Origin of the sequence: Candidatus Karelsulcia muelleri (assembly GCF_002243425.1) — a bacterium.
Taxonomy (GTDB): Bacteria; Bacteroidota; Bacteroidia; order Flavobacteriales; family Blattabacteriaceae; genus Karelsulcia; species Karelsulcia muelleri_E.
Genome location: NZ_CP021172.1, coordinates 67,501 through 92,859, shown reverse-complemented (window position 1 = coordinate 92,859; position 25,359 = coordinate 67,501). Strand labels below are relative to the sequence as shown.

The 25,359-nt window shown below is 22.1% G+C and carries 24 protein-coding genes and 3 tRNA genes (1 of these 27 only partly in view); 10 read left to right on the top strand and 17 right to left on the bottom strand.

Features of this window, described 5'->3' with window-relative positions; all coding sequences use genetic code 11:
- Nucleotides 1-20: 20 nt before the first annotated feature.
- The 3 genes from dnaE to mnmE all read right to left on the bottom strand — a co-directional run bounded on the left by dnaE (nucleotide 21) and on the right by mnmE (nucleotide 5,771).
- Nucleotides 21-4,130 carry a DNA polymerase III subunit alpha gene (dnaE, locus tag CA211_RS00465; protein ID WP_094248528.1) on the bottom strand — a complete coding sequence of 1,370 codons (4,110 nt, stop codon included), beginning with the start codon at nucleotides 4,128-4,130 and terminating at the stop codon, nucleotides 21-23.
- 60 nt (nucleotides 4,131-4,190) lie between these two features.
- A tRNA-Val gene (locus CA211_RS00460) sits at nucleotides 4,191-4,265 on the bottom strand.
- A gap of 141 nt (nucleotides 4,266-4,406) precedes the next feature.
- Nucleotides 4,407-5,771: a tRNA uridine-5-carboxymethylaminomethyl(34) synthesis GTPase MnmE gene (gene mnmE, locus CA211_RS00455; protein WP_094248527.1), complete on the bottom strand. Its 1,365-nt coding sequence runs from the start codon at nucleotides 5,769-5,771 to the stop codon at nucleotides 4,407-4,409.
- 114 nt (nucleotides 5,772-5,885) lie between these two features.
- On the opposite strand from mnmE, the gene CA211_RS00450 reads away from it, so the two are divergent.
- Nucleotides 5,886-6,182, top strand: coding sequence for a ribosome-binding factor A (locus CA211_RS00450; protein WP_094248526.1), 297 nt, complete (start codon nucleotides 5,886-5,888; stop codon nucleotides 6,180-6,182).
- On the opposite strand, the gene CA211_RS00445 is transcribed toward CA211_RS00450, so the two are convergent.
- Together CA211_RS00445 and lpdA are read right to left on the bottom strand one after the other, a co-directional pair.
- Complete coding sequence (locus CA211_RS00445; protein ID WP_094248525.1) at nucleotides 6,169-7,185, bottom strand: zinc-binding metallopeptidase family protein; 1,017 nt, start codon at nucleotides 7,183-7,185, stop codon at nucleotides 6,169-6,171. The two genes, CA211_RS00450 and CA211_RS00445, sit on opposite strands and share 14 nt — an antisense overlap.
- 37 nt (nucleotides 7,186-7,222) lie before the next feature.
- Nucleotides 7,223-8,620 (bottom strand): dihydrolipoyl dehydrogenase, encoded by a 1,398-nt coding sequence (lpdA, locus tag CA211_RS00440; RefSeq protein ID WP_094248524.1) that lies wholly within the window; start codon nucleotides 8,618-8,620, stop codon nucleotides 7,223-7,225.
- Between the two features lie 125 nt (nucleotides 8,621-8,745).
- Between lpdA and CA211_RS00435 the strand changes: the two genes are divergently transcribed.
- The 4 genes from CA211_RS00435 to CA211_RS00420 are packed head-to-tail and all read left to right on the top strand — an operon-like array spanning nucleotide 8,746 to nucleotide 12,813.
- On the top strand, nucleotides 8,746-9,210 hold the full coding sequence (locus tag CA211_RS00435; protein WP_094248523.1) for a nucleotide exchange factor GrpE: 465 nt from the start codon (nucleotides 8,746-8,748) through the stop codon (nucleotides 9,208-9,210).
- Nucleotides 9,211-9,222: 12 nt separating this feature from the next.
- Entirely contained in the window at nucleotides 9,223-10,338 is a 1,116-nt protein-coding gene (locus tag CA211_RS00430) for a DnaJ C-terminal domain-containing protein (protein ID WP_094248522.1), read from the top strand.
- A complete protein-coding gene (mnmA, locus tag CA211_RS00425; protein WP_094248521.1) occupies nucleotides 10,335-11,477 on the top strand; it encodes a tRNA 2-thiouridine(34) synthase MnmA in 1,143 nt (380 codons plus the stop codon). Before CA211_RS00430 ends, mnmA begins: the two co-directional genes overlap by 4 nt.
- Before the next feature lie 7 nt (nucleotides 11,478-11,484).
- Nucleotides 11,485-12,813, top strand: coding sequence for an HD domain-containing protein (locus CA211_RS00420; RefSeq protein ID WP_094248520.1), 1,329 nt, complete (start codon nucleotides 11,485-11,487; stop codon nucleotides 12,811-12,813).
- Between the two features lie 111 nt (nucleotides 12,814-12,924).
- Here CA211_RS00420 and CA211_RS00415 read toward each other — a convergent pair whose 3' ends face one another.
- Complete coding sequence (locus CA211_RS00415) at nucleotides 12,925-13,755, bottom strand: 2,3,4,5-tetrahydropyridine-2,6-dicarboxylate N-succinyltransferase (RefSeq protein WP_094248519.1); 831 nt, start codon at nucleotides 13,753-13,755, stop codon at nucleotides 12,925-12,927.
- Nucleotides 13,756-13,794: 39 nt separating this feature from the next.
- On the opposite strand from CA211_RS00415, the gene ruvX reads away from it, so the two are divergent.
- Both ruvX and def read left to right on the top strand, forming a co-directional pair.
- Entirely contained in the window at nucleotides 13,795-14,190 is a 396-nt protein-coding gene (gene ruvX / locus CA211_RS00410; RefSeq protein WP_094248518.1) for a Holliday junction resolvase RuvX, read from the top strand.
- A gap of 5 nt (nucleotides 14,191-14,195) precedes the next feature.
- Entirely contained in the window at nucleotides 14,196-14,774 is a 579-nt protein-coding gene (def, locus tag CA211_RS00405; RefSeq protein WP_094248517.1) for a peptide deformylase, read from the top strand.
- Here def and rplT read toward each other — a convergent pair.
- From rplT to dnaK, 4 genes are read right to left on the bottom strand one after another with little or no spacing between them, the layout of a single operon-like run.
- Nucleotides 14,771-15,118 carry a 50S ribosomal protein L20 gene (gene rplT, locus CA211_RS00400; RefSeq protein ID WP_094248516.1) on the bottom strand — a complete coding sequence of 116 codons (348 nt, stop codon included), beginning with the start codon at nucleotides 15,116-15,118 and terminating at the stop codon, nucleotides 14,771-14,773. The two genes, def and rplT, sit on opposite strands and share 4 nt — an antisense overlap.
- A gap of 6 nt (nucleotides 15,119-15,124) precedes the next feature.
- Entirely contained in the window at nucleotides 15,125-15,322 is a 198-nt protein-coding gene (gene rpmI / locus CA211_RS00395; protein WP_007743809.1) for a 50S ribosomal protein L35, read from the bottom strand.
- 5 nt (nucleotides 15,323-15,327) lie between these two features.
- Nucleotides 15,328-15,876 (bottom strand): translation initiation factor IF-3, encoded by a 549-nt coding sequence (infC, locus tag CA211_RS00390; RefSeq protein WP_094248515.1) that lies wholly within the window; start codon nucleotides 15,874-15,876, stop codon nucleotides 15,328-15,330.
- A 32-nt stretch (nucleotides 15,877-15,908) separates the two neighbouring features.
- Nucleotides 15,909-17,747, bottom strand: coding sequence for a molecular chaperone DnaK (gene dnaK, locus CA211_RS00385; RefSeq protein ID WP_094248514.1), 1,839 nt, complete (start codon nucleotides 17,745-17,747; stop codon nucleotides 15,909-15,911).
- Between the two features lie 72 nt (nucleotides 17,748-17,819).
- On the opposite strand from dnaK, the gene rplM reads away from it, so the two are divergent.
- The 3 genes from rplM to rpsB are packed head-to-tail and all read left to right on the top strand — an operon-like array spanning nucleotide 17,820 to nucleotide 19,326.
- Nucleotides 17,820-18,272 carry a 50S ribosomal protein L13 gene (rplM, locus tag CA211_RS00380; RefSeq protein ID WP_094248513.1) on the top strand — a complete coding sequence of 151 codons (453 nt, stop codon included), beginning with the start codon at nucleotides 17,820-17,822 and terminating at the stop codon, nucleotides 18,270-18,272.
- The gene (rpsI, locus tag CA211_RS00375) at nucleotides 18,259-18,657 is read left to right on the top strand and encodes a 30S ribosomal protein S9 (protein WP_192940298.1); all 399 of its coding nucleotides are present in this window, start codon (nucleotides 18,259-18,261) and stop codon (nucleotides 18,655-18,657) included. Before rplM ends, rpsI begins: the two co-directional genes overlap by 14 nt.
- 6 nt (nucleotides 18,658-18,663) lie before the next feature.
- Entirely contained in the window at nucleotides 18,664-19,326 is a 663-nt protein-coding gene (rpsB, locus tag CA211_RS00370) for a 30S ribosomal protein S2 (RefSeq protein WP_094248512.1), read from the top strand.
- A 4-nt stretch (nucleotides 19,327-19,330) separates the two neighbouring features.
- On the opposite strand, the gene CA211_RS00365 is transcribed toward rpsB, so the two are convergent.
- The 7 genes from CA211_RS00365 to sucC form a co-directional block, all read right to left on the bottom strand.
- A tRNA-Leu gene (locus CA211_RS00365) sits at nucleotides 19,331-19,417 on the bottom strand.
- An 8-nt stretch (nucleotides 19,418-19,425) separates the two neighbouring features.
- Nucleotides 19,426-19,498 (bottom strand) — tRNA-Gly (locus CA211_RS00360).
- A 5-nt stretch (nucleotides 19,499-19,503) separates the two neighbouring features.
- Entirely contained in the window at nucleotides 19,504-22,050 is a 2,547-nt protein-coding gene (gene mutS, locus CA211_RS00355; protein WP_094248511.1) for a DNA mismatch repair protein MutS, read from the bottom strand.
- Nucleotides 22,051-23,073 (bottom strand): ATP-dependent Clp protease ATP-binding subunit ClpX, encoded by a 1,023-nt coding sequence (gene clpX / locus CA211_RS00350; RefSeq protein WP_237985488.1) that lies wholly within the window; start codon nucleotides 23,071-23,073, stop codon nucleotides 22,051-22,053.
- A gap of 11 nt (nucleotides 23,074-23,084) precedes the next feature.
- On the bottom strand, nucleotides 23,085-23,738 hold the full coding sequence (locus CA211_RS00345; protein ID WP_094248509.1) for a ClpP family protease: 654 nt from the start codon (nucleotides 23,736-23,738) through the stop codon (nucleotides 23,085-23,087).
- A gap of 121 nt (nucleotides 23,739-23,859) precedes the next feature.
- Entirely contained in the window at nucleotides 23,860-24,903 is a 1,044-nt protein-coding gene (gene dnaX / locus CA211_RS00340; protein ID WP_094248508.1) for a DNA polymerase III subunit gamma/tau, read from the bottom strand.
- A protein-coding gene (gene sucC / locus CA211_RS00335) for an ADP-forming succinate--CoA ligase subunit beta (RefSeq protein WP_094248644.1) crosses the window boundary here: on the bottom strand, nucleotides 24,893-25,359 show its final stretch. The gene runs 718 nt beyond the window's last position; the window shows 467 of its 1,185 coding nt (coding positions 719-1,185); its start codon lies off the right edge, out of view; its stop codon occupies nucleotides 24,893-24,895. Before sucC ends, dnaX begins: the two co-directional genes overlap by 11 nt.

Genomic DNA, 25,359 nt, shown 5'->3' with positions numbered 1-25,359 from the left:
TTATAAAAAAACAGTACTTTTTATTTTAATTTAAATTTTATTTTATATTCCTTACTAAGGTTTTCTAACAAATTATGATTTATATTTATCAAATATTGTTTTGATAAATATTTTATTTTTTTTTTATTATCATATATTGATATATATAATTTTTGACTTCCTAAATTTTTTAAAATTAAATTTTTTAATTTTTTGATTAAATCATTATTTAAATAATTTATTTCAATAATAATCTCTATACTAGAAGTTAATAGTTTTAATACTTTATTAATATTTAATATTTTTAATATTTTAATAAATATTTCTTTATTTTTAATTCTTTTAATATATAAACTCATGTATATTAGATTATTTTCATATATTAAATTTTTATATTTTTCATAATTATCTCTAATTAGTTTAAATTCCTTATTAGATTTAATATCTTCTAGAAGAAAGATTATGTATTTTTTATTATTTTTTGATATTCTATGTAATGATTTAGATATTATTCCACATATATTAATTTTCTTTCCAAGAATTTTTTCTTTATTATGATTTATATCATATAATGAAGCATTAGTAAAATATTTTGTTTCATAAACATACTCATTCAATGGATGAGAAGTTAGATACATTCCTATTACTTCCTTTTCTTTCTTTAAAAGATCAATATTATTCCATTTTTTACAATTTTTAAATTTTGGTTCTAATATTTCTATATCTTTAACATTACTAAAAAGTGAATTTTTCATATTTATTTTTATATTTTTATATTTTACCCCAAATTTTATAATTTTTTCTATCATATTTGATCCATTTTCTTCATAAAAATATTGAGATCTATGTATTTTTTTTTTAAAATTATCAAAAGCTCCTGATAAAACTAAATTTTCTAAAACTTTTTTATTAACTAATCGTAAATCAACATTTTTTATTAAGCAAAATATAGAATTATATCTATTAATTAGTTTTCTTTCTTTAATAATAGAATTAACAGAATATTTTCCTATACCCTTAATAGCCCCCATTCCAAAACGGATATATCCCATTTTATTAACAGTAAATTTATAATTACTTTCATTTATATCTGGTCCAAGTACTATTACTCCCATACGTTTACATTCTTCAATAAAAAAAGTAATATTTTTTAAATTTTGCATATTATTGCTTAATACTGAAGCCATATATTCAGCTGGATAATGTGCTTTTAGATATGCTGTTTTAAAAGCTATATATGAATAACATGTAGAATGAGATTTATTAAAAGCATATGAAGCAAAAGATTTCCAATCTTTCCAGATTTTTTCTAAAATATTTTTTGAATAACCATTATTTATACCACCATCAATAAATTTTTGTTTTATATTTATTAATACATCTTTGTCTTTTTTCCCTATAGCTTTTCTTAAAAGATCTGCATCTCCTTGACTAAATCCAGAGATTTTTTGTGAAATCAACATAACTTGTTCTTGATAAACTGTAATTCCATAAGTTTCTTCTAAAAATTCTTTAAGCTCAGGAAGATCATAAGATCTTTTTTCAAGTCCATGTTTACGGGCTATAAAATTAGTAATATACTGCATAGGGCCCGGACGATATAAAGCATTCATAGCTATTAAATCATCAAATTTATCTGGTTTTAACCTTCTAAGATATTTTTGCATACCAGGAGATTCATATTGAAAAACAGCAACTGTTTCTCCCTTATTAAATAATTTATAAGTTTTAACATCATAAAGATTAACCTCATCAAGATGTATTTGAATTAGATATAATGTATCTTTAATTATAGTAAGCGTTTTTAATCCTAAAAAATCCATTTTTAATAACCCCACTTTTTCTACAACATCATTATCAAATTGAGTTAATAAAAGATTAGAATATTTTGTTGTAGATACAGGTATATATTTTTTAATATCTGAAGGTGTTATTATTATTCCACATGCATGAATTCCAGTATTTCTAACAGAACCTTCAATTACCATAGCTTGTTTAAGTATTTTAGACTGTAAAGTTTTTTTTTCTTTAAAAATTTTTTTTAATTTTATTACATTTTCTAATTCTTCAGAATTTAATTTTTTTTTTAAATATTTGATATTTTTTTTTATTATCTCTTTTAGAGATATATTAGGTACAATTTTTGCAATGTTATCTGTTTCTAATAAAGGAAGATTTAAAACACGAGCCGTATCTCTTATTGAAGATTTTGCTCCCATTTTTCCATATGTTATTATTTGAGCAACTTTATTTTTACCATATTTATTAACTACCCATTCTATTATTTTTTCACGACCTTTATCATCAAAATCAATATCAATATCAGGTAGAGATATACGATCAGGATTTAAAAATCTTTCAAAAAGAAGATTATATTTTATTGGATCTATATTAGTTATACCTAGACAATAAGCAACAACAGATCCAGCAACAGAACCTCTTCCAGGTCCTACTTCAACACCTATATTTTTTGCTTTACAAATCAAATCTTGTACTATAAGAAAGTATCCCGGATATCCTATTTTTTTTATAGTCTCAAGTTCAAATTCAATTTTTTTTTTGATTATATCATTTATATATAAATATTTTGTTTTAGCTCCTTTATAGGTTAAATACCTTAAATATTCATTTTCATAATTATTCTTTATACAATATTTTTTTATCCATATCTTTGGAATAGAAAATTTTGGTAATAAAATTTTATTTGTAATGTCATAAAATTCTACTTTTTCTATTAATTCTTTTAAATTATCAAATGCTTCAGGTAAATCTGAAAAAAGATTATACATTTTATTTTTATTTTTAAAATAAAATTCTTTATTTGGAAATCCAAAACGAAATCCTCTACCTTTTCCTATAGGAGTAGATTGCTTTTGACTATTTTTTACACATAATAAAATATCATGTGCATGATAATCTTTTTGGGAAAGATAAAAATTATTATTTTGTGGAATAAATTTTACATTAAATGTTTTTGAAAATTTTAAAAGAATTTTATTTACATGATCTTCTTCTTTTAAACCATGTCTTAAGATTTCTATATAAAAATCGTCTCCAAATAAATTATGCCACCATTTAAATACTTTTTCAGCCTCATTTTCTCCTTTATTTAAAATAGTAAATGGAATTTCAGAATTTAAATCTCCACTAACTGCTATTAAATTAGCTTTATATTTTTCAACTAATTTTTTTCCAATTCTAGGAATTCCTGAATAATATCCATCTATAAATCCATGAGAACATAATTTTGATAAATTATAATAACCATTTTTATTTTTAGCAAAAAAAACTTGATTATATATTTTATCAGTTTTTTTTATTAAATAATTATCTGAAATATATAATTCACATCCTATAATTGGTTTTATTTTTACTAATAAATTATCATTTAGATTTTTAATTCTATTTATGAAATGAAAAACTCCCATCAGATTACCATAATCAGTTATACCTACTGCATCCATATCATATTCTATAGTTTTTTTTATTAAAGAATTGATATCAATTGTTGAAGAAAGTATTGAGAAAGAAGTATGATTATGAATATGTGAATAATATTTATTTTTATTATTAATTAATAATTCTTTTTTTAAATACACTTTTGATATTATACCAATACGTAATAATTCAAAAAAACATTTTGTAGTTGCTAATACATCTGATTTAGAATCATGTGCAATAAATGTATCATTAAATAACTTTTTATAAAGTTCTGTAAGTGTAGGCCATTTTTCTAATTTACCCATCGTACAAATAGATATTTCTTTAGTATCAATAATTTGTTTTTTAAACAACGAAATTTTTTTATTAATTCTAATAAATTCAGCACATACTATTTTTATATCAAAAAACACATTATGACCAATCAAAAAATTAGATTTTTTTATAATCAAATTAAATTCTTCTAACACAAAATTTATTTGAATTCCTTTTTCAATTGCATATTTTGTACTTATACCATGTCTTTTAGTTGAGTTAAAAGGAATCTCATAACCTTCTGGTTTAATTATGTAATCTTTAAGTTCTATTAATTGTAATTTTTCATCAAGTAATACCCATGAAATTTTTACTAAACGAGGCAAATTAATAATATTATTTATTGGGGTATTAAAAGGTAATCCTGTTGTTTCTGTATCGAATATTATATACATTAATAAAAATTTTAATATAAATTTTAATATAAATTTTAATATAAATTTTAATATAAATAGTGGGTGATACTGGATTTGAACCAGTGACCCTCTGCTTGTAAGGCAGATACTCTTAACCAACTGAGCTAATCACCCCAACCTTTACTTAGATTGTGCATTTGTAAGCTCCACGATATATACTTTGAGAATAATTTGTATATTGCATCAATATATTCTATTCAATAAAGATTTTTCTCTAAATTAAGATTACCCAGCTTAAAGTAGTTACACAAAGATTTATTTTCCGATACAAAATTTAGAAAAAATATTTGATAGTATATCTTCGTTAGTTACTTCACCAGTTACTTTACCTAAATAATCTAAAGCTGTACGTATATCTATAGATAAAAATTCTGGAGAAATTGAATATAAATTTTTTTTAACTTTATATAAATAAAAAATAGCTTTTTTAAAAGATTCGTAATGTCTTGTTTGAGTTATTACTATAGTATTCTCTTTTAAAGAAGTAATTTTTTTAGAAAAAAAAGTTATTTCAGATAATAAATTATTAACACCATATCCATATTTAGCAGATATTTTAAATATTTTTTTATCATTAAATTCTTTGATTTTTTTTTTAATTAAATCATATTTATTAATAATAATCAATATTTTTTTTTTAGGGTATTTTTCTTGTAAAGATTTTACTTTTTTTAATATAAATTTTTCATTTAAATCATCAAAAACATATAATATTAAATCAGATTTATTAATCTTACTATATGTTTTTTTTATACCTAATTTTTCTATATAATCTTTTGTATTATTATTTAGACCTGCTGTATCTATAAAACGAAATTTTATACCATTTATAATTAAACTATCTTCTATATAATTTCTAGTTGTACCTGCAATATTAGATACTATTGATCTTTCATATTTCAATAATTTATTAAATAAAGTTGATTTTCCTACATTAGGACATCCTATTATAGATACTGATATTCCATTTTTTAAAGCATTTCCTATTTTAAATGATCTTATTAAAGTTTTTAATTTTTTAATTATATTATATAACATTTTTTTAAATTCTAAATAATTTATAAAATTACAATTTTCTTCAGAAAAATCTAATTCAAATTCTATTAATGATAATAAATTAATTATTTTTTTACTTAATTTTCTTATTAAAATAGAAATATTTCCCCGCATTTGATTAATAGCAAATTTATGAGAAAAAAATGTTTCTGAATTTACAATATCTAATATTGATTCAGCTTGACAAAGGTCTATCTTTCCATTAAGAAATGCACGTAAAGTAAATTCTCCAGGATTTGCTAATCTTGCTCCTTTGTCAATAATTATTGACAATAATTTATTTTGTATGTAAATAGATCCATGGCAAGAGATTTCTACTATATCTTCTCCAGTATATGATTTTGGTTTTTTAAATAAAAAAATTAATACCTTATCAATAATTTGGTTTTTATATTTTATATATCCTAAATGGATAGAATTTTTTTCAATTTTGTTTTTTGAAAACGAGCAAAATATTTTTTTTATAATTTTAATAGAATTATTTCCTGAAATACGTATAACCGCAATTGCTCCATATCCACTAGGAGTAGCTATAGCTACTATAGTCTCATCATTTTTTAACATGATAAATAATTTTTTTATTCAAAAAAAATATATCTAAAATTATCACCTAAACCTACGTTCTTACTTTTTTTAAATTTCTAATATACATTAATAATTATATTTATTTCATAAATTATGTTTAAAAATCAAAAAGCTGCCATTTTAATTAAAAAAAAATTATCTGAAATATTTAATCGTGAATTAATCTATTTTCCTTATAGAAAATTAATAATAATTACTAAAGTAATACTAAATTCTGATTTAGCTAAAATTTATATAAGTTTTTTTCCAAAAGAAAATCAATATAATCTTATAAAGATTATTAATAATAAATCAAAATATTATAAAAAAATTTTATTTAAAAAATTAAGATTTAAAAAAATGCCTAATATCTTTTTTAAGATAGATGATTCACATTTTACAAATATTTAAAATTTTCGTTAATATCTATATTTTTTAATATTTCAAACATTAGATGTATACAATTTTCTATATCTTTTTTATTAGCCATTTCTACCGTTGTATTCATATAACGAATAGGAATAGATATTAACGCCGAAATTACACCATTATTATAATAAGCGTCTGTACATATAGGTGATACAAGTCTTTGAAAGGATAAATTATTTTTATTAGCAATAAAAATTATTTGTTCACGTAAATTATTGTGTATTGATGGAGAATAATTTATAACTGGTCCCAATCCACATTTTACATCTCCATTTATTTTTTTATCAATCATAGGAGTAGAAGTATCATGACATACATCAGTTATTATAGCTAGATTAGGGTTAATCTTATTACTAATAGCTCCTACTACTTCTTCTTGAACAGAATTTATAACATATAACCCATAAGGTAATACCACATTTTTTTCTTTTATTAACCTCATAACTTCAGCTATAATAAATCCACCTATTTTATTATATAATGCACGACCTACAAAATATTTATTATTCATAATAAAAAAATCATCTGGATAAGTTACCATACAACCTACATTAACCCCCAAATTTTCTACTTCTTTTTTATTAGAAGCACCTATATCTAGAAATGTGGGGGTTTTATAAATTTTAGCAGGCCATACAAATAATCCATCAATAATACCATTTTTAGTATGAATATTAACACGTTTTGAATGTGCTATCTGATGATCAGTACGACCATTTCTAGCTACATAAATAATTCCATCATCTGTAATATAATTAACATACCATGTAATTTCATCTACATGTGCTTCAATTACAATTTTAAACGTCTTTTTATTATTTATAACCCCTACAACTGTTCCATAATTATCTGTTTCAATTGAGTCTGAATATTGTTCTATATATTTCATCCAAATTTTTTGAGCATCAACTTCATTTCCAGTTGGAGAATAAGCATTTAAATATTTATATAGAAAATATTCTGATTTTTTACTAATTTTATACATTATAGTAAATTTAACAACCCAGTTTCTAACCTCCCATTTAGATATGTATAGGTTTATTCCCTGTAGCAATTAATGCTGCTTCTTTAACAGCTTCAGTAAAAGTAGGATGAGCATATGATATTAATGATAAATCTTCAGATGAAGCTTTAAACTCCATAGCTAAAACTGCTTCAATTATTATATCTGAGACTCTAGGACCTATCATATGAATTCCTAAAATTTCATCTGTTAATTCATCAGATAATATTTTTACAAATCCATTAATTTCTCCACTAGAAATAGCCCTACCTAAAGCTTTAGTAGGGAATTTACCTATTTTATATTTTATATTAAAATATTTTAATTCTTTTTCACTTTTTCCTACACTAGCTACTTCTGGATTTGTATAAATTACAGATGGTATTAAATTATAATTTATCAAATTTTTATTAGCATATATCTTGTCTGAGACAAATCTTCCTTCTTTTTCAGCTTTATGTGCTAGCATTAATCCTCCAATAACATCACCTATAGCATATATATTTTCTATATTTGTTTGTAAATTATTATTTACTAATATAAAACCTTTTTTATCTTTTTTTATGCCAAGATTTTCTAATCCTAAATTATTTGTATATGGAATTCTTCCTATTGATAATAAACAACAATCACAGATAATATTTATCTCATCATTTTTATTTATTTTAGCATTAATTTTAACATTAGATTTAATTATATCTATGCTTTCTACTTTTGTTGAAAGATAAAATTTAATACCATTTTTTTTTAAAATATTTTTTAATTCTTTACTTAAATCTAAATCAAGATTACTAATTAGATTTTGTTCAGATTCAATTATTGTTACATCTGATCCTATTTTATTATATAATGATCCTAATTCAATACCTATAACCCCACCTCCTATTATTGATAATTTTTTTGGAATATAATTAAGTGATAAAATATCTGTAGATGAAATAATTTGATTTCCATCTATTTTTGCAAAGGGTAATTCCATTGGTTTAGATCCAGTAGCTATTATAGCATAAGTAAATTTTATTATCTCTATTTTAGAATCTAAAATAGAAATAGTATTTTTATCTTTAAAGCTAGCTGTTCCTAAATAAGTTTTAATATTATATTTAATAAATAAATATTTTATTCCCTCACAAATTTTATTAATAATATTATTTTTTCTATTCATCATTTTAGTAAAATCTAATAATAGATTATCAAATTTTATTCCATGTTTATAAAACATATCTTTAGCTTTATGATAGTTTTCCACAGAGGATAAAAGTGTTTTTGATGGAATACATCCTACATTAAGACAAGTTCCCCCAAAATATTTATATTTTTCTATAATAGCAGTATTAAATCCTAATTGTGAACAACGTATTGCAGATATATATCCACCTGGACCAGATCCTATTACAACAACATCATAATAATTCATATTAATAATTTGTTTTTTATTAAAATTAATATAATTCTCTTAAATTACGAAATTATTTGTAATAATTTGTATTTTTATTATATTTGTATATATATTTGTAATATATAATTTAAAATTTAATTTTTATGTCTAAAAACAAACATGAATTAAATCAAAATGAAAATCAATATAATGTATTAAATATAAAATATTTACGTCTTTTTGCTGATTTTGAAAACTTTAAAAAACGTATAAAAAAAGAAAAATTAGATATTATAAATAATGCTAATGAAACTCTTTTATTGGATTTATTATCTGTTTTAGATGATTTTTATAGAAGCTTAAAAGAAATAAAAAAATATAATAATGTTACTTTAATTCAAGGAATATCTTTGATTAAAGAAAAATTTTATAAAATATTAAAAAATAAAGGACTAAAAAAAATTAAAACAAAAAAAGGTGATGTATTTAATACAGATTTGCATGAAGCAATTACTCAAGTTAAAGCATCATTGGATGAACTAAAAGGAAAAGTAATAGATGTAATAGAGGATGGATATTATTTAAATAATAAAATTATTAGATATTCTAAAGTTGTTGTAGGAAATTAATTAATAATTATAATGATAAAAAAAGATTATTACGAAATATTAGGTATATCTAGAGATGCAACTACTGATGAAATAAAAAAAGCTTACAGAAAATTGGCGATAAAATATCATCCAGATAAAAATAAAGAAAAGCAAGCAGAAGAAAAATTTAAAGAAGCAGCTGAAGCTTACGATATATTAAGTAATCCTGAAAAAAAAAAACGTTATGATCAATTTGGTCATTCTCAAGGAGATTCTGGAGGTATGAATATGGAGGATATTTTTACAAATTTTGGAGATATATTTGGAGATATATTTGGAGATGCTTTTAATGGAAGTTTTTCAGGATTTAGTAATTACAAAAACAAAAATATTAAAGGAAGTGATTTAAGAATAAGAGTTAAATTATCACTTAATGAAATATTAAGAGGAATAGAAAAAAAAATTAAAGTTCAACGCATGAAAATGGCTAAAGGGGTGGAATTTATTTTTTGTAAAAATTGTAATGGAACAGGACAAATAACACGTGTAACGAATACAATTTTAGGAATAATGCATACTACTACTACATGTAGTATATGTGGTGGGTTAGGAAAAAAAAGTGAAAGACTCCCTAAAGGAGTAAATAATAAAGGTTTAAAAAAAAAAGAAGAATTAGTAAGTATTACTATTCCTCCTGGAGTAACTGAAGGAATACAATTAAAAATATCAGGTAAAGGAAATGATGCTCCATTTGGGAATGGTATCCCTGGTGATCTTATAGTTGTTATTGAAGAAATACCTCATGATCAATTAAAACGAGAAGGAAAAAATTTACATTACGATTTATATATATCATTTACAGTTGCAGTATTAGGTGCTTATGAAGAAGTTCCAACTGGAGATGGAAAAGCTCGTCTTAAAATAGATGCTGGAACCCAATCAGGAAAAACTCTTAGATTAAAAGGAAAAGGATTACCTTCTCTTGAAGGTTATGGAAGAGGAGATTTACTTATACATATAAATGTATGGACTCCTAAAAAATTAAATGAAGAACAAAAAAAAATTTTTAAACAAATTAAAAATGATGAAAATTTTATTCCTAGTCCTCAGAAATATGAAAAATCTTTTTTTGAAAAAGTAAGAGAAATGTTTTCATCAGAAAGATGAATGTTAAACGGGTAATTGTAGGAATTTCTGGCGGAGTAGATTCTAGTGTAGCAGCTTTGTTACTAAAAAAACAAGGTTATGATGTTATTGGGATATTTATGAAATATTATAATTTTGACAATAAATGTCCTTGGAGAGAAGATAGTATAGATGCAATGTTAGTCTCACAAAGTTTAAAAATACCATTTTATATCATTGATATAACTAAAAATTATAAAAATCTAATTATAGATTATCTCTATAAAGAATATAAAAAAGGTTATACCCCTAATCCTGATATAATTTGTAATAGTAAAATTAAATTTAAATTTTTTTTAGAAAAATCAATTTTTTTAAAATCAGATTTTATTGCAACAGGTCATTATGTAAGAAAAAAAGAAATTAATGAAAATGGTAAAATTTCTTATAAGATAATATCTGGGATTGATTCTAATAAAGATCAATCATATTTTTTATGTAAACTTAATAAAGTTCAAATTAAAAAATCTATTTTTCCACTGGGGGTGTTAAATAAAAAAGAAGTTAGAGAAATAGCTAATAAGTATAATTTAATTAATGCTAATAAAAAAGATTCTCAAGGAATATGTTTTATTGGAAAAATAAAATTTTTCAATTTTTTAAAAAAAAAATTAGCAGAAAAAAAAGGAATTATTATAGAAATAAATAAAAATAGTCATATTTTTAAATATAAACAAAAGAAATTATTCTATCAAAAAATAGAATATAAAAAAGAATATGGTCAAATTATAGGTCACCATATAGGTGCTCATTATTTTACAAAAGGGCAAAGAAAAGGATTAAAAATTGGAGGATCTAAATATCCACTATTTGTAATAGAAAAAGATATTACAAAAAATATTTTATATGTAGGAATGGGAAAAAATCATCCAGGATTATATACAAAAGTAATTTGTATTAAAAAATATAATATTCATTGGATAAATAAAAAAAAAATAAAAACAAAAATCGAAGTTGAATGTAGAATTAGATATAGACAAAATTTTAAAAAAGCTACTTTATATAAAAAAAACCATGATTTATATGTAGAATTTGAAATTCCACAATTAGCAGTTAATGGAGGTCAATTTATAGTTTGGTATATAAATAATGAAGTAATAGGTTCTGGATTAATATCATAAAAAAAATATGAATTGTAATAAAGCTATTGATAAAAAAATCTTTTTTATAATTAGATTTTCTGTAAATAAGATGAATAAAAAATCTTATGTAATAGGAGGATATGTAAGAGATTTTCTAATTGGAAAAAATGTTTGTAAAAAAGTTTATATTGTTACGGTAGGAGATTGTATTAAACTTGCTAAAAAAGTATGTGAAAAATTAGATCACAAACATAAAATAAATATATTTAGTTATTTTGGAACTGCTATTATTAAATATAATAATTTAAATATAGAATTTATTAGTGCCAATAAAAGATGTTCAGAATTTAAAAAAAAAATATATTTTACTATTAATACTTTAGCTATTAGCTTAAATAATTTAAATTATGGAAAATTAATAGATTCTTTTGGAGGATTATTTGATATAATGAAAAATAAAATAAAATCTACTATAGATTCATATGATTCTCTTAGAATGATAAGAGCTATTCGTTTTTATAATGAATTTAATTTTAAAAATGATAATTTATCAATACATTATAAAATACAAATTATGAAAATTCTTTCTATAGAAAGAATTTTATATGAATTTAATAAAATTTTATTATCTAATAAACCTTCTACAGGAATTTTTTATTTATATAAAATTGGATTATTATCAATAATATTACCAGAATTAAGAAATCTTAAAGGTATTGAAAATAAAAAAAAATTTACACATAAAGATAATTTTCTTCATACATTAGAAGTTGTAGATAATATTACTATATATACTAATAAGATTTGGTTAATATGGGCTGCATTATTACATGATATAGGAAAATCTATAACTAAAAAATATATACCAAATTTTGGGTGGACTTTTCATTCACATGAATTAATAGGATCAAAAATGATTACTTCAATATTTGAAAGACTAAAATTACCTAAAAAAAAATACATTAAATATGTTAAAAAAATTATTAAATATAGCTCAAGACCTATAACTTTGATAAGTTATACAGCTACTGATTCTTCAATAAGAAGATTATTATTTGATATAGGGGATGATATAGAAGATTTAATTTTAATGTGTCAATCTGATATAACAACTAAAAATTATATAAAAAAAATACAATATAAAAAAAATTTGAATTTATTAAAATTAAAACTTCAAAAAGTTGAAGAAAAAGATAAAAAATGGGTGTCTCCTATATCAGGTTATCATATAATGAATATTTTTGGAATAAATCCTTGTAAAGAAATAGGTATAATAAAAAATATTTTAAAATATGCTATTATGAATGGAATAATACCAAATTCTTTTGAAAAAGCTAATCTATTTATTCTAGAAATAGGTAAAAAAATACTTTAATATACTTTATTTACTTTATTTACTTTATTTACTTTATTTACTTTATTTACTTTATTTACTTTATTTACTTTATTTTAAGACTTTAAACCTCCAACTACATGTAAATTTCAATTATACTGAAATATTATATTCTCTTAACACTTGATTTAAAGATGTTTTTTTATCAGTACTTTCTTTTCTTTTACCTATAATTAATGCACAAGGAACGTAATATGTACCTGATTTAAATTTTTTAGGATATGATCCAGGAATCACTACTGATCTTTTCGGAATTAAGCCTTTAGATATTATTGGCTTATCATTTGTAACATCTATTATTTTCGTAGAAGAGGTTATTACTACATTAGCTCCTAGTACAGCCTCTTCTTCTACAATGACTCCTTCAACTATAATACATCTTGATCCTATAAAAGCATTATTACCTATAATAACAGGTGAAGATTGTAAAGGTTCTAATACTCCTCCTATTCCAACTCCACCACTTATATGAACTCTCTCACCAATTTGAGCGCAGCTCCCTATAGTAGCCCAAGTATCTATCATAGATTCTTTTCCTATAAAGGCTCCTATATTGACATATGATGGCATTAAAATTACATTTTTTGAAATATAGGATCCATATCTAGCTATAGCAGTAGGTACTACACGTACCCCAATTTTATTATAATTTTTTTTTAAAGGAATTTTATCAAAAAATTTTAATGATCCAAATTCTATTAATTTAACTTTTTTTATTTTAAAATAAATTAATATTGCTTTTTTTATCCATTCATTTATAATAAGCTTATTTTCTTTTGAAAAAGAAATTACTCTTATTTTACCTTTATCTAAATATTCTATAACTTTTTCTACAGTAAATTTAACATCACAATGATTCAAATTGTCTTTCATATTCCAATATGAATCTATATTTTTTTTTAAATTAAATAAAATTTTTTCCATATAAAGTTTTATATTTAAAATAATATATAATTAATTTTTATGTCAAAAATCTTATGTATTGATTATGGAAAAAAAAGAATAGGATTATCCATTACTAATTCTATTAGATCAATAGCATTTGGTCTAGATACAGTAAATTCAAATAATATAATTTGGACATTATATAAGTATCTTAAATCTGAAGATATAGATACTATTGTAATAGGATTGCCTATAAGATTTGATAATTCTCTATTTCCTATAGAAAAATATATTAAAAAATTTATAAAAATAATAAATAATAAATATCCAAATTTAATAATAAAACGTATAGATGAAAGATTTACATCTAAAATTGCAAATTACTATTTAATAAATACTAGATTAAAAAAAAATAAAAATTTTTTAGATAAAATAAGTGCAACTATTCTATTACAAGAATATATAAAATATTAAAATATATGATATTACCAATCATAATTTATGGAAATTCTTTTTTAAGAAAAAAATGTATTGAGATTGATAAATCATATAAAGATATTAATTTTTTAATTAATAATATGTATTATACAATGTATCAGGCTAAAGGAATTGGATTATCTGCTCCCCAAATCGGTTTATCTATTCGTTTATTTATTATTGAATATCATAATTTTTTTAAACAAAAGTTGAAAAAAGTTTTTATTAATCCAATAATAATAAAAAAATATGGTTATAATTTGATATCTAAAGAAGGTTGTTTAAGTATTCCTAATATAATAGAAAATATAAAAAGAAAAAATAATATAATTATAGAATATTATGATGAAAATTGGAAAAAATATAAACAACATTTTAACGGTTTATTATCAATAATCATTCAACATGAATATGATCATATTGAAGGTAAATTATTTATAGATAATATTTTTATTTTAAAAAATATTTTAATAAAAAAAAATTTTAATTTAAATTATAATTTATATAAATTCTATAAATTATCTAAATTATATAAATTCTATCTTATCTATAGATCTAGATATAGAAATTCTATAATTTAATATGAAATTTTTTTTATCATTTTCTTAAATGAAGAATTATTCTTCATAGCTAAATCTGCTAAGCATTTACGATTTAATTTAATATTATTTTTTCTAATTAAAAAAATTAAATTTGAATATGATATACCATTTTCTCTAGCTGCTGCATTAATCCGTTTAATCCATAATTTTCTAAAATTTCTTTTTTGATTTTTACGTCCAAAATAAGAATATTTAAATGATTTTTCAACAGCATTTTTAGCTACTGTATATAATTTACTTCTTGCTCCATAAAATCCTTTAGCAAAATTTAAAATTTTTTTTCTATGTTTTTTTGATGCTACTGCATTTACTGATCTAGGCATTATATATTAATTTAATAATAATTGTTTTTTTATATTTTTTATATCTGATTTGTGTACTCTAGAAAAGTAGGATAATCTACGTTTTCTTTTATTCTCTTTTTTAGTTAAAAGATGATTTTTAAATGATTTTTTTCTCTTAATTTTTCCATTTACTATAAATTTAAAACGTTTTTTTGCTCCAGATTTAGTTTTTAATTTAAACATAATAATTAATTATTTTTTTTAGGTGTTATTATTATAAACATTTTTTTACCCTCCATAATTGGCATTTTTTCTATTTTACCAAAGTTCTCAAGATAATTGGCACATTTTAATAAAAGTATTTTACCTTTATCTTTATGAATTATAGAACGACCTTTAAAAAAAATTGTAAATTTTACTTTTTCTTTATATTTTAAAAATTTTTCTGCATGTTTTATTTTAAAAAGAGTATCATGCTCACATATTTGTGGACTTAATCTTAATTCTTTAGTTATAATTTTTTCTTGTTTATATTTTTTATTTTTTTTCTTTTGTTCATATAAAAATTTTTTATATTCAAGTATTCTGCATATAGGTGGATCTGTTTTAGTATTTATTTCTACTAAATCTAAACCAATATTAGAAGCTATAGCTAAAGCTTCTTTTAAAGAATAAATCCCATTTTTCATATTATCACCTACTAAACGTAGTTTAGTAGCAGTTATACGTTTATTAACTCTATGTAATTCCTCTTTTTTATAACGTTGGGAATTATTTTTTGTTTTTTTTAAAGCGATATTTTTATATTTTTAAAGTTAAAAACTACTTATTATTTAATTTCTTCAAAATCTACATCTTTAACACTTTCATTATTTTTATATATTTCTTGATATGAAGAAGACAATATATTATTAATTTTATTAATATAATTATCTATATCAGATATATTTTTTGAATTACGAGCATCTTTTAGATTATTTAAATTAATCTCAAGTTTTTTTTTAGTTTCTTCTGAAATTTTATTACCAGATTCTTTAAGTTGTTTTTCAGTTTGAAAAATAATACTATCAGCAGAATTAATTTTTTCTATTTCTTCTTTGATTTTATGATCTTTATCGGAATTTTCTTGTGCTTCTTTTTTCATTCTTTCTATTTCATTTTTGCTTAATCCTGATGAAGCTTGTATTCGTATAGATTGCTCTTTACCAGTGCTTTTATCTTTAGCTGATACATTTAAAATTCCATTTGCATCTATATCAAATGTAACTTCTATTTGTGGAATTCCTCTAGGTGCAGGTGCAATATCTATTAAATCAAATCTACCTATTTCTTTATTGTCATTAAACATTGATCTTTCTCCCTGTCCAACACGTATAGTAACTGCTGATTGATTATCTGAAGCAGTAGAAAAAATTTCTGATTTTTTAGTAGGAATAGTAGTATTTGAGTCTATTAATTTAGTAAATACTCCACCTAATGTTTCAATACCTAATGATAATGGAGTTACATCTAATAATAATACATCTTTGACATCTCCACTTAAAACACCTCCTTGTATTGCTGCTCCAATTGAAACTACTTCATCTGGATTTACTCCTTTAGAAGGAATTTTTTCAAAAAATTTCTCTACCTGTTCTTGTATCTTAGGTATTCGTGTAGACCCTCCTACCAAAATTACTTCATCTATATCTTTAGAGATTAAATTTGAAGCTTTTAAAGCGTTTTTACAAGGATCTAATGATCTTTTAATAAGATCATAAGATAATTCTTCAAATTTAGCACGGGTAAGTATTTTTACTAAATGTTTTGGTCCAGAAGGAGTTGCAGTTATATATGGTAAATTAATTTCAGTTTTTGTACTAGATGAAAGTTCTATTTTTGCTTTTTCTGCAGATTCTTTTAATCTTTGATACGCCATAGAATCATTACTTAAATCTACTCCTTGTTCTACTTTAAATTCTTTAACTAACCAATCTATAATAACTTTATCAAAATCATCACCTCCAAGATGAGTATCTCCACTTGTAGATAAAACCTCAAATACCCCATCACCTAATTCCAGAATAGATATATCAAATGTTCCTCCACCTAAATCATATACAACTATTTTTTGATTTTGATTATTTTTATCTAATCCATAAGATAATGCTGCAGCAGTTGGTTCATTTATTATACGTTCTACATTTAATCCAGCAATTTCTCCAGCTTCTTTTGTTGCTTGACGTTGAGCATCATTAAAATATGCTGGGACAGTAATAACAGCTTGTTTAACTTCATTACCAAGATAATCTTCTGCTGTTTTTTTCATCTTTTGTAAAATCATAGCAGATATTTCTTGGGGAGTATATAATTTATTTCCTATAGGAACTCTAGGTGTATCATTTTCTCCTTTTATTATTTTATAAGGAATATTTTTTAATTCTTCAGTAACTTCTGAAAAGTTACGTCCCATAAATCTTTTAATAGAAAAAATAGTTTTACTAGGATTAGTAACAGCTTGACGTTTAGCTGGATCTCCAACTTTTGTTTCTCCTCCTTCTATAAAAGCAATTATTGAAGGAGTGGTGCGTTTTCCTTCTGAATTAGGAACTACCACTGGGGAATTTCCTTCCATTACAGAAACACAGGAATTTGTAGTTCCTAAATCTATACCTATTATTTTACTCATTTTAATTATATAATTGTAATTTGTTATATTTTAATTAATATTAATATACTTTATTATAATAATAAAATTAATGTGAATATTTTAGGATTTAAAACTTTATCAGCTACAGCTATTTTAAATAATAAATGGTTTTTATTTGATGCAGATAATAAAAAACTAGGGAGATTTTGTTCTATAATAGCAAAAATAATAATAGGAAAAAATAATTTTTTTTTTACTCAAAATCTTAATTGTGGAAATAAAATTATTATTATTAATGCAAGTAAAATAATTCTTACTGGAAAAAAATGGAAAACTAAATTATATATTAGTCATAGTGGATATCCTGGAGGACAAAAAAAATCAACTGCAATTGAATTATTTAAAATTAATCCTTGTAAATTAATATATAAATCTATTTTAGGAATGTTACCAAAAACTTTATTAGGAAGAAAAATAAGAAAAAATTTATATATCTATCCTTATGATACACATAATTTGTATAAACAAAAACCTAAAAATTTAAATATAAATGATATTTATTAAAAAGATGATTCATACTATAGGTAGAAGAAAAACTGCTGTTGCACGAATGTACATGAAAATTGGAAGTGGTTTAATTAAAGTAAATAATATACCTTCTAAAAATTATTTTAATAATAATTTATTATTTAATAAAATATCAAAACCATTATTATTAACATATAATCAAAATAAATTTGATTTTTATATAAAAGTTTCAGGAGGAGGTATCAATAGTCAAGCTGAAGCTATTAGCTTAGCTATCTCTAGAGCTCTTTGTAAATTTGATATTAATCATAAGCCTATTCTAAAAGAACAAAATTTACTTACTAGAGATCCAAGAATGGTAGAACGAAAAAAATATGGTAAAAAAAAATCACGTAAAAATTTTCAATTCTCAAAAAGATAATTTATTATGTATAATATAGAAAAATTTATTAAAGTAGGAGCACATTTTGGTCATACAACATCAAAATGGAATCCAAATATGAGAAAGTATATTTTTATGAAAAAAGGAGGTATACATATTATAGATATTTCTAAAACTATAAAAAAAATAAATGAAGCTTGTAAATTTATTAAAAATCTTGTTTCTTCTGGAAAAAAAATATTATTTGTTGCAACAAAAAAACAAGCTAAAGATATAGTTTCTGATTATGCAAAAAAAGTTAATATGCCTTATATAACAGAAAGGTGGTTAGGAGGAATTTTAACTAATATGTCTACTATACGTCAATCTGTAAAAAAAATGAATGTTATAGATAGGCAAAAAATAGATGGAACATATAATATGATGTCTAAAAAAGACAAATTACTTATAGATAGATTAAAAAATAAATTAAAAAAAAATATAGGATCTATATCTAAAATGAATTCTTTACCTGCATGTGTAATAATAGTTGATGTAAAAAAAGAAAAAATTGCTGTAAAGGAGTGTATTAATTTATGTATTCCTATTATTGGAATAGTTGATACAAATTGTGATCCTAGAAATATAGATTATCCTATACCAGCAAATGATGATTCTTCAAAATCAATTCATTTAATAATAAGTTATCTTACCAATTCTATACTTTAAACATTGCCTGGAGCGGGAATTGAACCCGCACAGCTTTTTAAGAGCTACAGGATTTTAAGTCCTGCGTGTATACCAGTTTCACCATCCAGGCTTTAGTTGAGCGAGAAACGGGATTTGAACCCGTTACCACTACCTTGGCAAGGTAGTACTCTACCAAATGAGCTATTCTCGCAAATTTTAAAAAAGTGATTTGATTTTTTTTTTTATTAAATATAATTTATTAATAGCTTCATTAGGTGTGAGATTATCTATATCTAGATTTTTAATAAATGAATAAATATTATTTATATAATACTTCTTTTTATAAACAAATTTTACATTTATTTTATATCTCTTTATTATAGATAATAATTCATTAGCTCTATTAATAATAGAATCTGGCATACCTGCAATTTTAGCTATATGTATCCCATAACTACCATTATTAGTTTTACTTACATTATTTAATAATTTTCTTGTAAAAATTAGATGATCATCTATTTTGTTTACAGAAACACTATAATTTTTAATATTATTAATATAATTACTAATATTATTCAATTCATGATAATGAGTAGCAAATAAAGTTTTTGGCTTATGAATATTTTTATTTAAAAATTCTATTATTGCCCACGCTAGTGATATTCCATCATCATTACTTGTTCCTCTTCCTATTTCATCCAAAATTAAAAAGCTTCTATCAGATAAATTATTTATTATACTCGCTGTTTCATTCATTTCCTTCATAAAAGTAGATTCTCCCATAGAAATATTGTCAGATGATCCAACTCTACTAAAGATTTTATCAACTATTCCAATAGAAGCATAACTTGCTGGAACATAACTACCGATTTGAGCCATTAATATTATTAATGCTGTTTGACGTAAAATTGCAGATTTACCTGACATATTTGGGCCAGTAATTATTATTATTTGAGAATCATTATTATTCATCATAATATCATTAGGAATATAAGATTTATTATATGAATATATTTGTTTTTCTATTACAGGATGTCTACCATCTTTTATATAAAGATTAAAAGATTCATTTAATTCTGGACATATATAATTATTATCTATTGCACATTTAGCAAATGACATAAATATATCTATTTCTGCAATTAATTTAGAATTAAATTGTAATATATCTGTATATTTAGATATATAATCTATTAATTTAGAAAAAATATTATTTTCTATAGATTCTATCTTCTCTTTAGAAGAAAGTATTTTGATTTCATGATTTTTTAACTCATCTGTTATATACCGTTCACAATTAAATAATTTCTGTTTCAGTAGCCAATGGCTTGGAACTTTTTCTTTAGAAATACTTTTAATTTCTATAAAAAAACCAAAAATCTTATTAAATAATATTTTTAGTTTTTTGATTCCAGTATTTTGTTTTTCACGTTTACAGATATTATTTATATATTCTTTACTTGAATTAATAATTTTTCTCAATTCATCTAATTCTTTAGAAAATCCAGGTAAAATTATTGAATTTGGAGAAGACATAGATAATATTTTTTCAATATGAATATATATATTCTCACAATTTTTAATTTCATATGAAATGTTTTTTAAAACATAAATTTCAGATTTTAAAAGGAGATTTTTTATCTCTGTAATCTTTTTTAAAGATTTTGATAATAAAATTATCTCATGTGGATTAACTTTATAAGAAACTATTTTTGATGTTAATCTTTCTATATCCGAAATATTTATTAATTTTTCGTTTATATCTTTATAAATATTATTATTTTTTATAAATGAATATACTATTTTATGTCTTTTTTTTATCTCCAAAAGATTTTTTAATGGAAAAGTAATCCATTTTTTTAATAATCTTCCGCCCATCGAAGAAATTGTATTATCTAATATATTTATTAATGTTATAGCTTTTTCATTTTTTGATTTTATTATTTCTAAATTTTCTAATGTAAAATCATCTAATGAAACATATTCATTTTCTACTAATTTAGTTATATTAGATATATGACTAATTTTAAGATTACATATACTACAAACATAGTTTAATATTGCTCCAGCAGCAATTATCCCATTATATAAGTTTTCTATCTTAAATCCTTTAAGAGAGTTCGTTTTGAAATGCATTAATAAATTTTCATACGCAGATAAATAATCAAAAACCCAATCTTCCATTCCATTAGAATAATATTTATTTACTATTATTTTTAATAAATCTTTTTTTTTATCTTTTTTATAAAGAACTTCATTAGGATTAAATTTTTTAAAAAATTTCTCTACATAATTACTAGATCCTTCTCCAACAAAAAATTCTCCAGTAGAGATATCTAAAAACGAGATACCAATCTTTCTATTATCTATAGAAATTGATGCTAAAAAATTACTTTTTTTAGATTCTAAAACTTCACTATTAATAATTACACCAGGAGTTATTATTTCTGTTACACCTCTATTTATAATTTGTTTTTTTATTTGTTTTTTTTCTAATTGATCACATATTGCAACTCTAAATCCAGATTTAATTAATTTTGGTAAATAATTTTCTATAGAATGATAAGGAAATCCAGCTAATTCAATTGATGAATTTTTATTACGTTTTGTTAAAGCAATATTAAGTAGTTTTGAACATTTGATAGCATCATTTCCAAATATTTCATAAAAATCTCCTACTCTAAATAATATTATAGTATCATCAGGATATTGATTTCTTATCTCATAGTATTGCTTCATAAGAGGGGTGGCTTTTTTTTTCAATTATTTTAATTTAATATCAAATTTATCTATTATAAGAGATTCTTTTATCAGATCTATATTAAACATATAATCTTTAATTATTTTTTCACAAATAGTTTTTAATCCTCTTGCACCTAAACTTAATTTAATAGCTTTATAAACTATTAAATCAATAGCTGAATAAGTAAATTTTAATTTTATTTTATCCAATAAAAATAGTTCTTTATATTGTTTTATAATTGAATTATTAGGTTCTAATAATATTCTTTTTAAAGACTCTCTTGAGAGAGAGTTTAAATTAGTTATAATAGGTAACCTTCCTATTAATTCAGGTATTAATCCAAATTTTTTTATATCATGTGATGATACAAAATTTAATAAATCTTTACCATCTACTTCTATAGAAACATTTTTTTTAAATCCTATAGTAGATAGATTTAATCTATTTGATATAATATTCTTTAATCCCTCAAATGCTCCTCCAGCAATAAATAAAATATTTTTAGTATTTAATTTAATTAGTTTTTGCTCAGGATGTTTCCTACCCACATTAGTAGGTACATTAACAATGGATCCTTCTAATATCTTTAATAAAGCTTGTTGTACGCCTTCTCCTGAAACATCTCTAGTAATAGATGGATGATCATTTTTTCTAGAAATTTTATCAATTTCATCTATAAATACTATACCTTTTTCTGCTAAAGCAATATTATAATTAGCTGATTGTAATAATTTAGTTAAAATGCTTTCTACATCTTCTCCTACATATCCTGCTTCAGTAAGTGAAGTTGCATCTACTATTGTAAAAGGAACATTTAAAAATTTAGAAATGCTTTTAGCTATAAGAGTTTTTCCAGTACCTGTATCACCTATAATTAAAATATTAGATTTATCTATTTCTACTTTAGCTTTATATGAGTAATAAATTCTTTTATAATGATTATAAACAGCAACAGAAATAGTTTTTTTAGCGTCTTCTTGACCAATAACATATTTATCTAAAAAATATTTTATTTCTCTAGGAGAACTTGAATTAGTATTCAATTTATTAGTTTTTATAATAAAATTTCATCAACAATACCATAATTTTTAGCTTCTTCAGAAGTCATCCAATAATCTCTATCAGAATCTTTTTGTACTTTTTCAAATGGTTGATTAGTATGTTCACTTATAATCTTATTAAGTTCTTCTTTTAATTTTAAAATTTCACGTACAGTTATTTCCATATCTGATGATTGGCCTTTAGCGTAACCAATAGGTTGATGAATTAAAACTCTAGAATGTTTTAAAATAGATCTTTTACCTTTTTTTCCAGAACAAAGTAAAATAGCTGCCATAGAGGCAGCTATTCCTGTACATATAGTAGATATTTCTGGTTTTAAAATTTGCATAGTATCATAAATGCCTAATCCAGAATAAACACTACCTCCAGGAGAATTAATATATATTTGAATACCTTTATTGGAATCTAAAGATTGTAAAAATAATAATTGAGCTTGTATAATATTAGCTATTTGATCATCAATAGGTGTTCCTAAAAAAATAATTCTATCCATCATTAATCTTGAAAAGACATCCATTTGAGATACATTATACTTTCTTTCTTCCATTATGTATGGAGTCATTGATTTGATATAATTATCAATTTTACTACTATTTATAGTTTTTGAACTAATAGCATATTTTTTAAATTCAATTGAATAATTCATTTTTTAATTAAATTTTCATATTTTTTAATAAATAATGTTATTGTGCACTACTACGGTATTCCTTATGAGAGAGAATTTAAAAAAGCTATTGAACAAGAATCAGAAGAAACAAACAAATAATTTAAGATGATAAGTTAATTAAAGCTATTTCTACTGCAAGTCTTATATCTTGATTTTGTTTATATGTCTTTTCAGTATTATTACATATATTTAAAGCTTTAATAATTACTTTTTTATCTATTTTTTTAGATTGAATCAAATATTTCTTTCTTATTTTTTCAGAAAATGATAATAATTTATTACTTCTTATATTCCTTGATATCAGAAGATTTCTAAAATGTTTAGATAAAGAAGTTATAAACAGATTTATGTCTACACCTTTTTCAATTATTTCATCAAATAATAATAAGACTTTATATATATTTTTTTTTATCATAAAATCTGTCATCTTTAAACAATATTCTAGATCTAGTATACCTAATTTATTATATACTATAGTTCTTAATAATCTATTATTAGAATATAAAATTAGTCTATCAAATATTGATAAAGCATCACGTAAAGATCCATATGAATTTTCAGAAATTAATAATAACGCATCTTCTTCATATTCAATATTCTCTTTTTTACAAATATTTATTAAATATTCTTTTATATCATTAACAGATATTCTATTAAAATCATAAACCTGACAACGAGAAATGATAGTTGACAATATTTTGTTTTTTTCAGTAGTAGCTAATATAAATATTACGTGTGATGGTGGATCTTCTAAGATTTTTAAAAAAGCATTAAATGCTGAATTAGATAACATATGAACTTCATCAATTATATATACTTTATATTTCCCGTATTGGGGAATAAAATTTAATTGATTTATAATCTGCCTTATATCATCTACAGAATTATTTGAAGCAGCATCTAATTCTAGAATATTAAACATACTATTTTTTTCTTCATAAGAAAAATGATTTACTTTTCTAGCTAATATTTTTGCACAAGTTGTTTTTCCTACTCCTCTAGGACCGCAAAATAAAAAAGATTGAGATAACATATTTCTTTCTACAGCTTTTTTTAAAGTTTCAGTAATTTGTTTTTGACCTATAACATCATCAAAATCTATAGGTATATATTTTCTATATGACACAACGTATTTATAATACATTTATAATTTGTTTTATTTTATTAGCAGCCTCTTCTAGAGAAGTTACATATATTATACTATTATTTATTATACTATTATTTATTAGTTTTTTTGCTAAATTTACATTTGTACCTTCTAACCTTAGAATAATTTTCTTATTTATACTTTTATTAAAATAATTTATAATGCCTTCAGCAACTATATCACATCGAACAATTCCCCCAAAAATATTTATTAATATTATTTTTACTTTTTTATCTTTTAAGATGATATCAAATGCTTTTTTTAGACATTTTGAGTCTGCTTTACCACCTAAATCTAAAAAATTAGCTGTATTAGCTCCATATAGTTTAATCATATCCATAGTAGACATTGCTAAACCTGCTCCATTTACCATACATGCTACCTCCCCATCTAACTTTAGATAATTGAAACCTGCTTTTTTAGCTTCTACTTCAATTAGATCATATTCTTTTT

Coding starts and splice junctions, on each gene's coding strand:
- CA211_RS00420 (WP_094248520.1), top strand. CDS start 11,485: ATGAATTGTAATAAAGCTATTGATAAAAAAATCTTTTTTATAATTAGA.
- rpmI (WP_007743809.1), bottom strand. CDS start 15,322: ATGTTTAAATTAAAAACTAAATCTGGAGCAAAAAAACGTTTTAAATTT.
- CA211_RS00435 (WP_094248523.1), top strand. CDS start 8,746: ATGTCTAAAAACAAACATGAATTAAATCAAAATGAAAATCAATATAAT.
- CA211_RS00450 (WP_094248526.1), top strand. CDS start 5,886: ATGTTTAAAAATCAAAAAGCTGCCATTTTAATTAAAAAAAAATTATCT.
- CA211_RS00415 (WP_094248519.1), bottom strand. CDS start 13,755: ATGGAAAAAATTTTATTTAATTTAAAAAAAAATATAGATTCATATTGG.
- mnmA (WP_094248521.1), top strand. CDS start 10,335: ATGAATGTTAAACGGGTAATTGTAGGAATTTCTGGCGGAGTAGATTCT.
- rplT (WP_094248516.1), bottom strand. CDS start 15,118: ATGCCTAGATCAGTAAATGCAGTAGCATCAAAAAAACATAGAAAAAAA.
- lpdA (WP_094248524.1), bottom strand. CDS start 8,620: ATGAATTATTATGATGTTGTTGTAATAGGATCTGGTCCAGGTGGATAT.
- def (WP_094248517.1), top strand. CDS start 14,196: ATGATATTACCAATCATAATTTATGGAAATTCTTTTTTAAGAAAAAAA.
- dnaX (WP_094248508.1), bottom strand. CDS start 24,903: ATGTATTATAAATACGTTGTGTCATATAGAAAATATATACCTATAGAT.
- CA211_RS00345 (WP_094248509.1), bottom strand. CDS start 23,738: ATGAATTATTCAATTGAATTTAAAAAATATGCTATTAGTTCAAAAACT.
- dnaE (WP_094248528.1), bottom strand. CDS start 4,130: ATGTATATAATATTCGATACAGAAACAACAGGATTACCTTTTAATACC.
- dnaK (WP_094248514.1), bottom strand. CDS start 17,747: ATGAGTAAAATAATAGGTATAGATTTAGGAACTACAAATTCCTGTGTT.
- rpsI (WP_192940298.1), top strand. CDS start 18,259: ATGATATTTATTAAAAAGATGATTCATACTATAGGTAGAAGAAAAACT.
- CA211_RS00445 (WP_094248525.1), bottom strand. CDS start 7,185: ATGTATAAAATTAGTAAAAAATCAGAATATTTTCTATATAAATATTTA.
- ruvX (WP_094248518.1), top strand. CDS start 13,795: ATGTCAAAAATCTTATGTATTGATTATGGAAAAAAAAGAATAGGATTA.
- rpsB (WP_094248512.1), top strand. CDS start 18,664: ATGTATAATATAGAAAAATTTATTAAAGTAGGAGCACATTTTGGTCAT.
- CA211_RS00430 (WP_094248522.1), top strand. CDS start 9,223: ATGATAAAAAAAGATTATTACGAAATATTAGGTATATCTAGAGATGCA.
- mnmE (WP_094248527.1), bottom strand. CDS start 5,771: ATGTTAAAAAATGATGAGACTATAGTAGCTATAGCTACTCCTAGTGGA.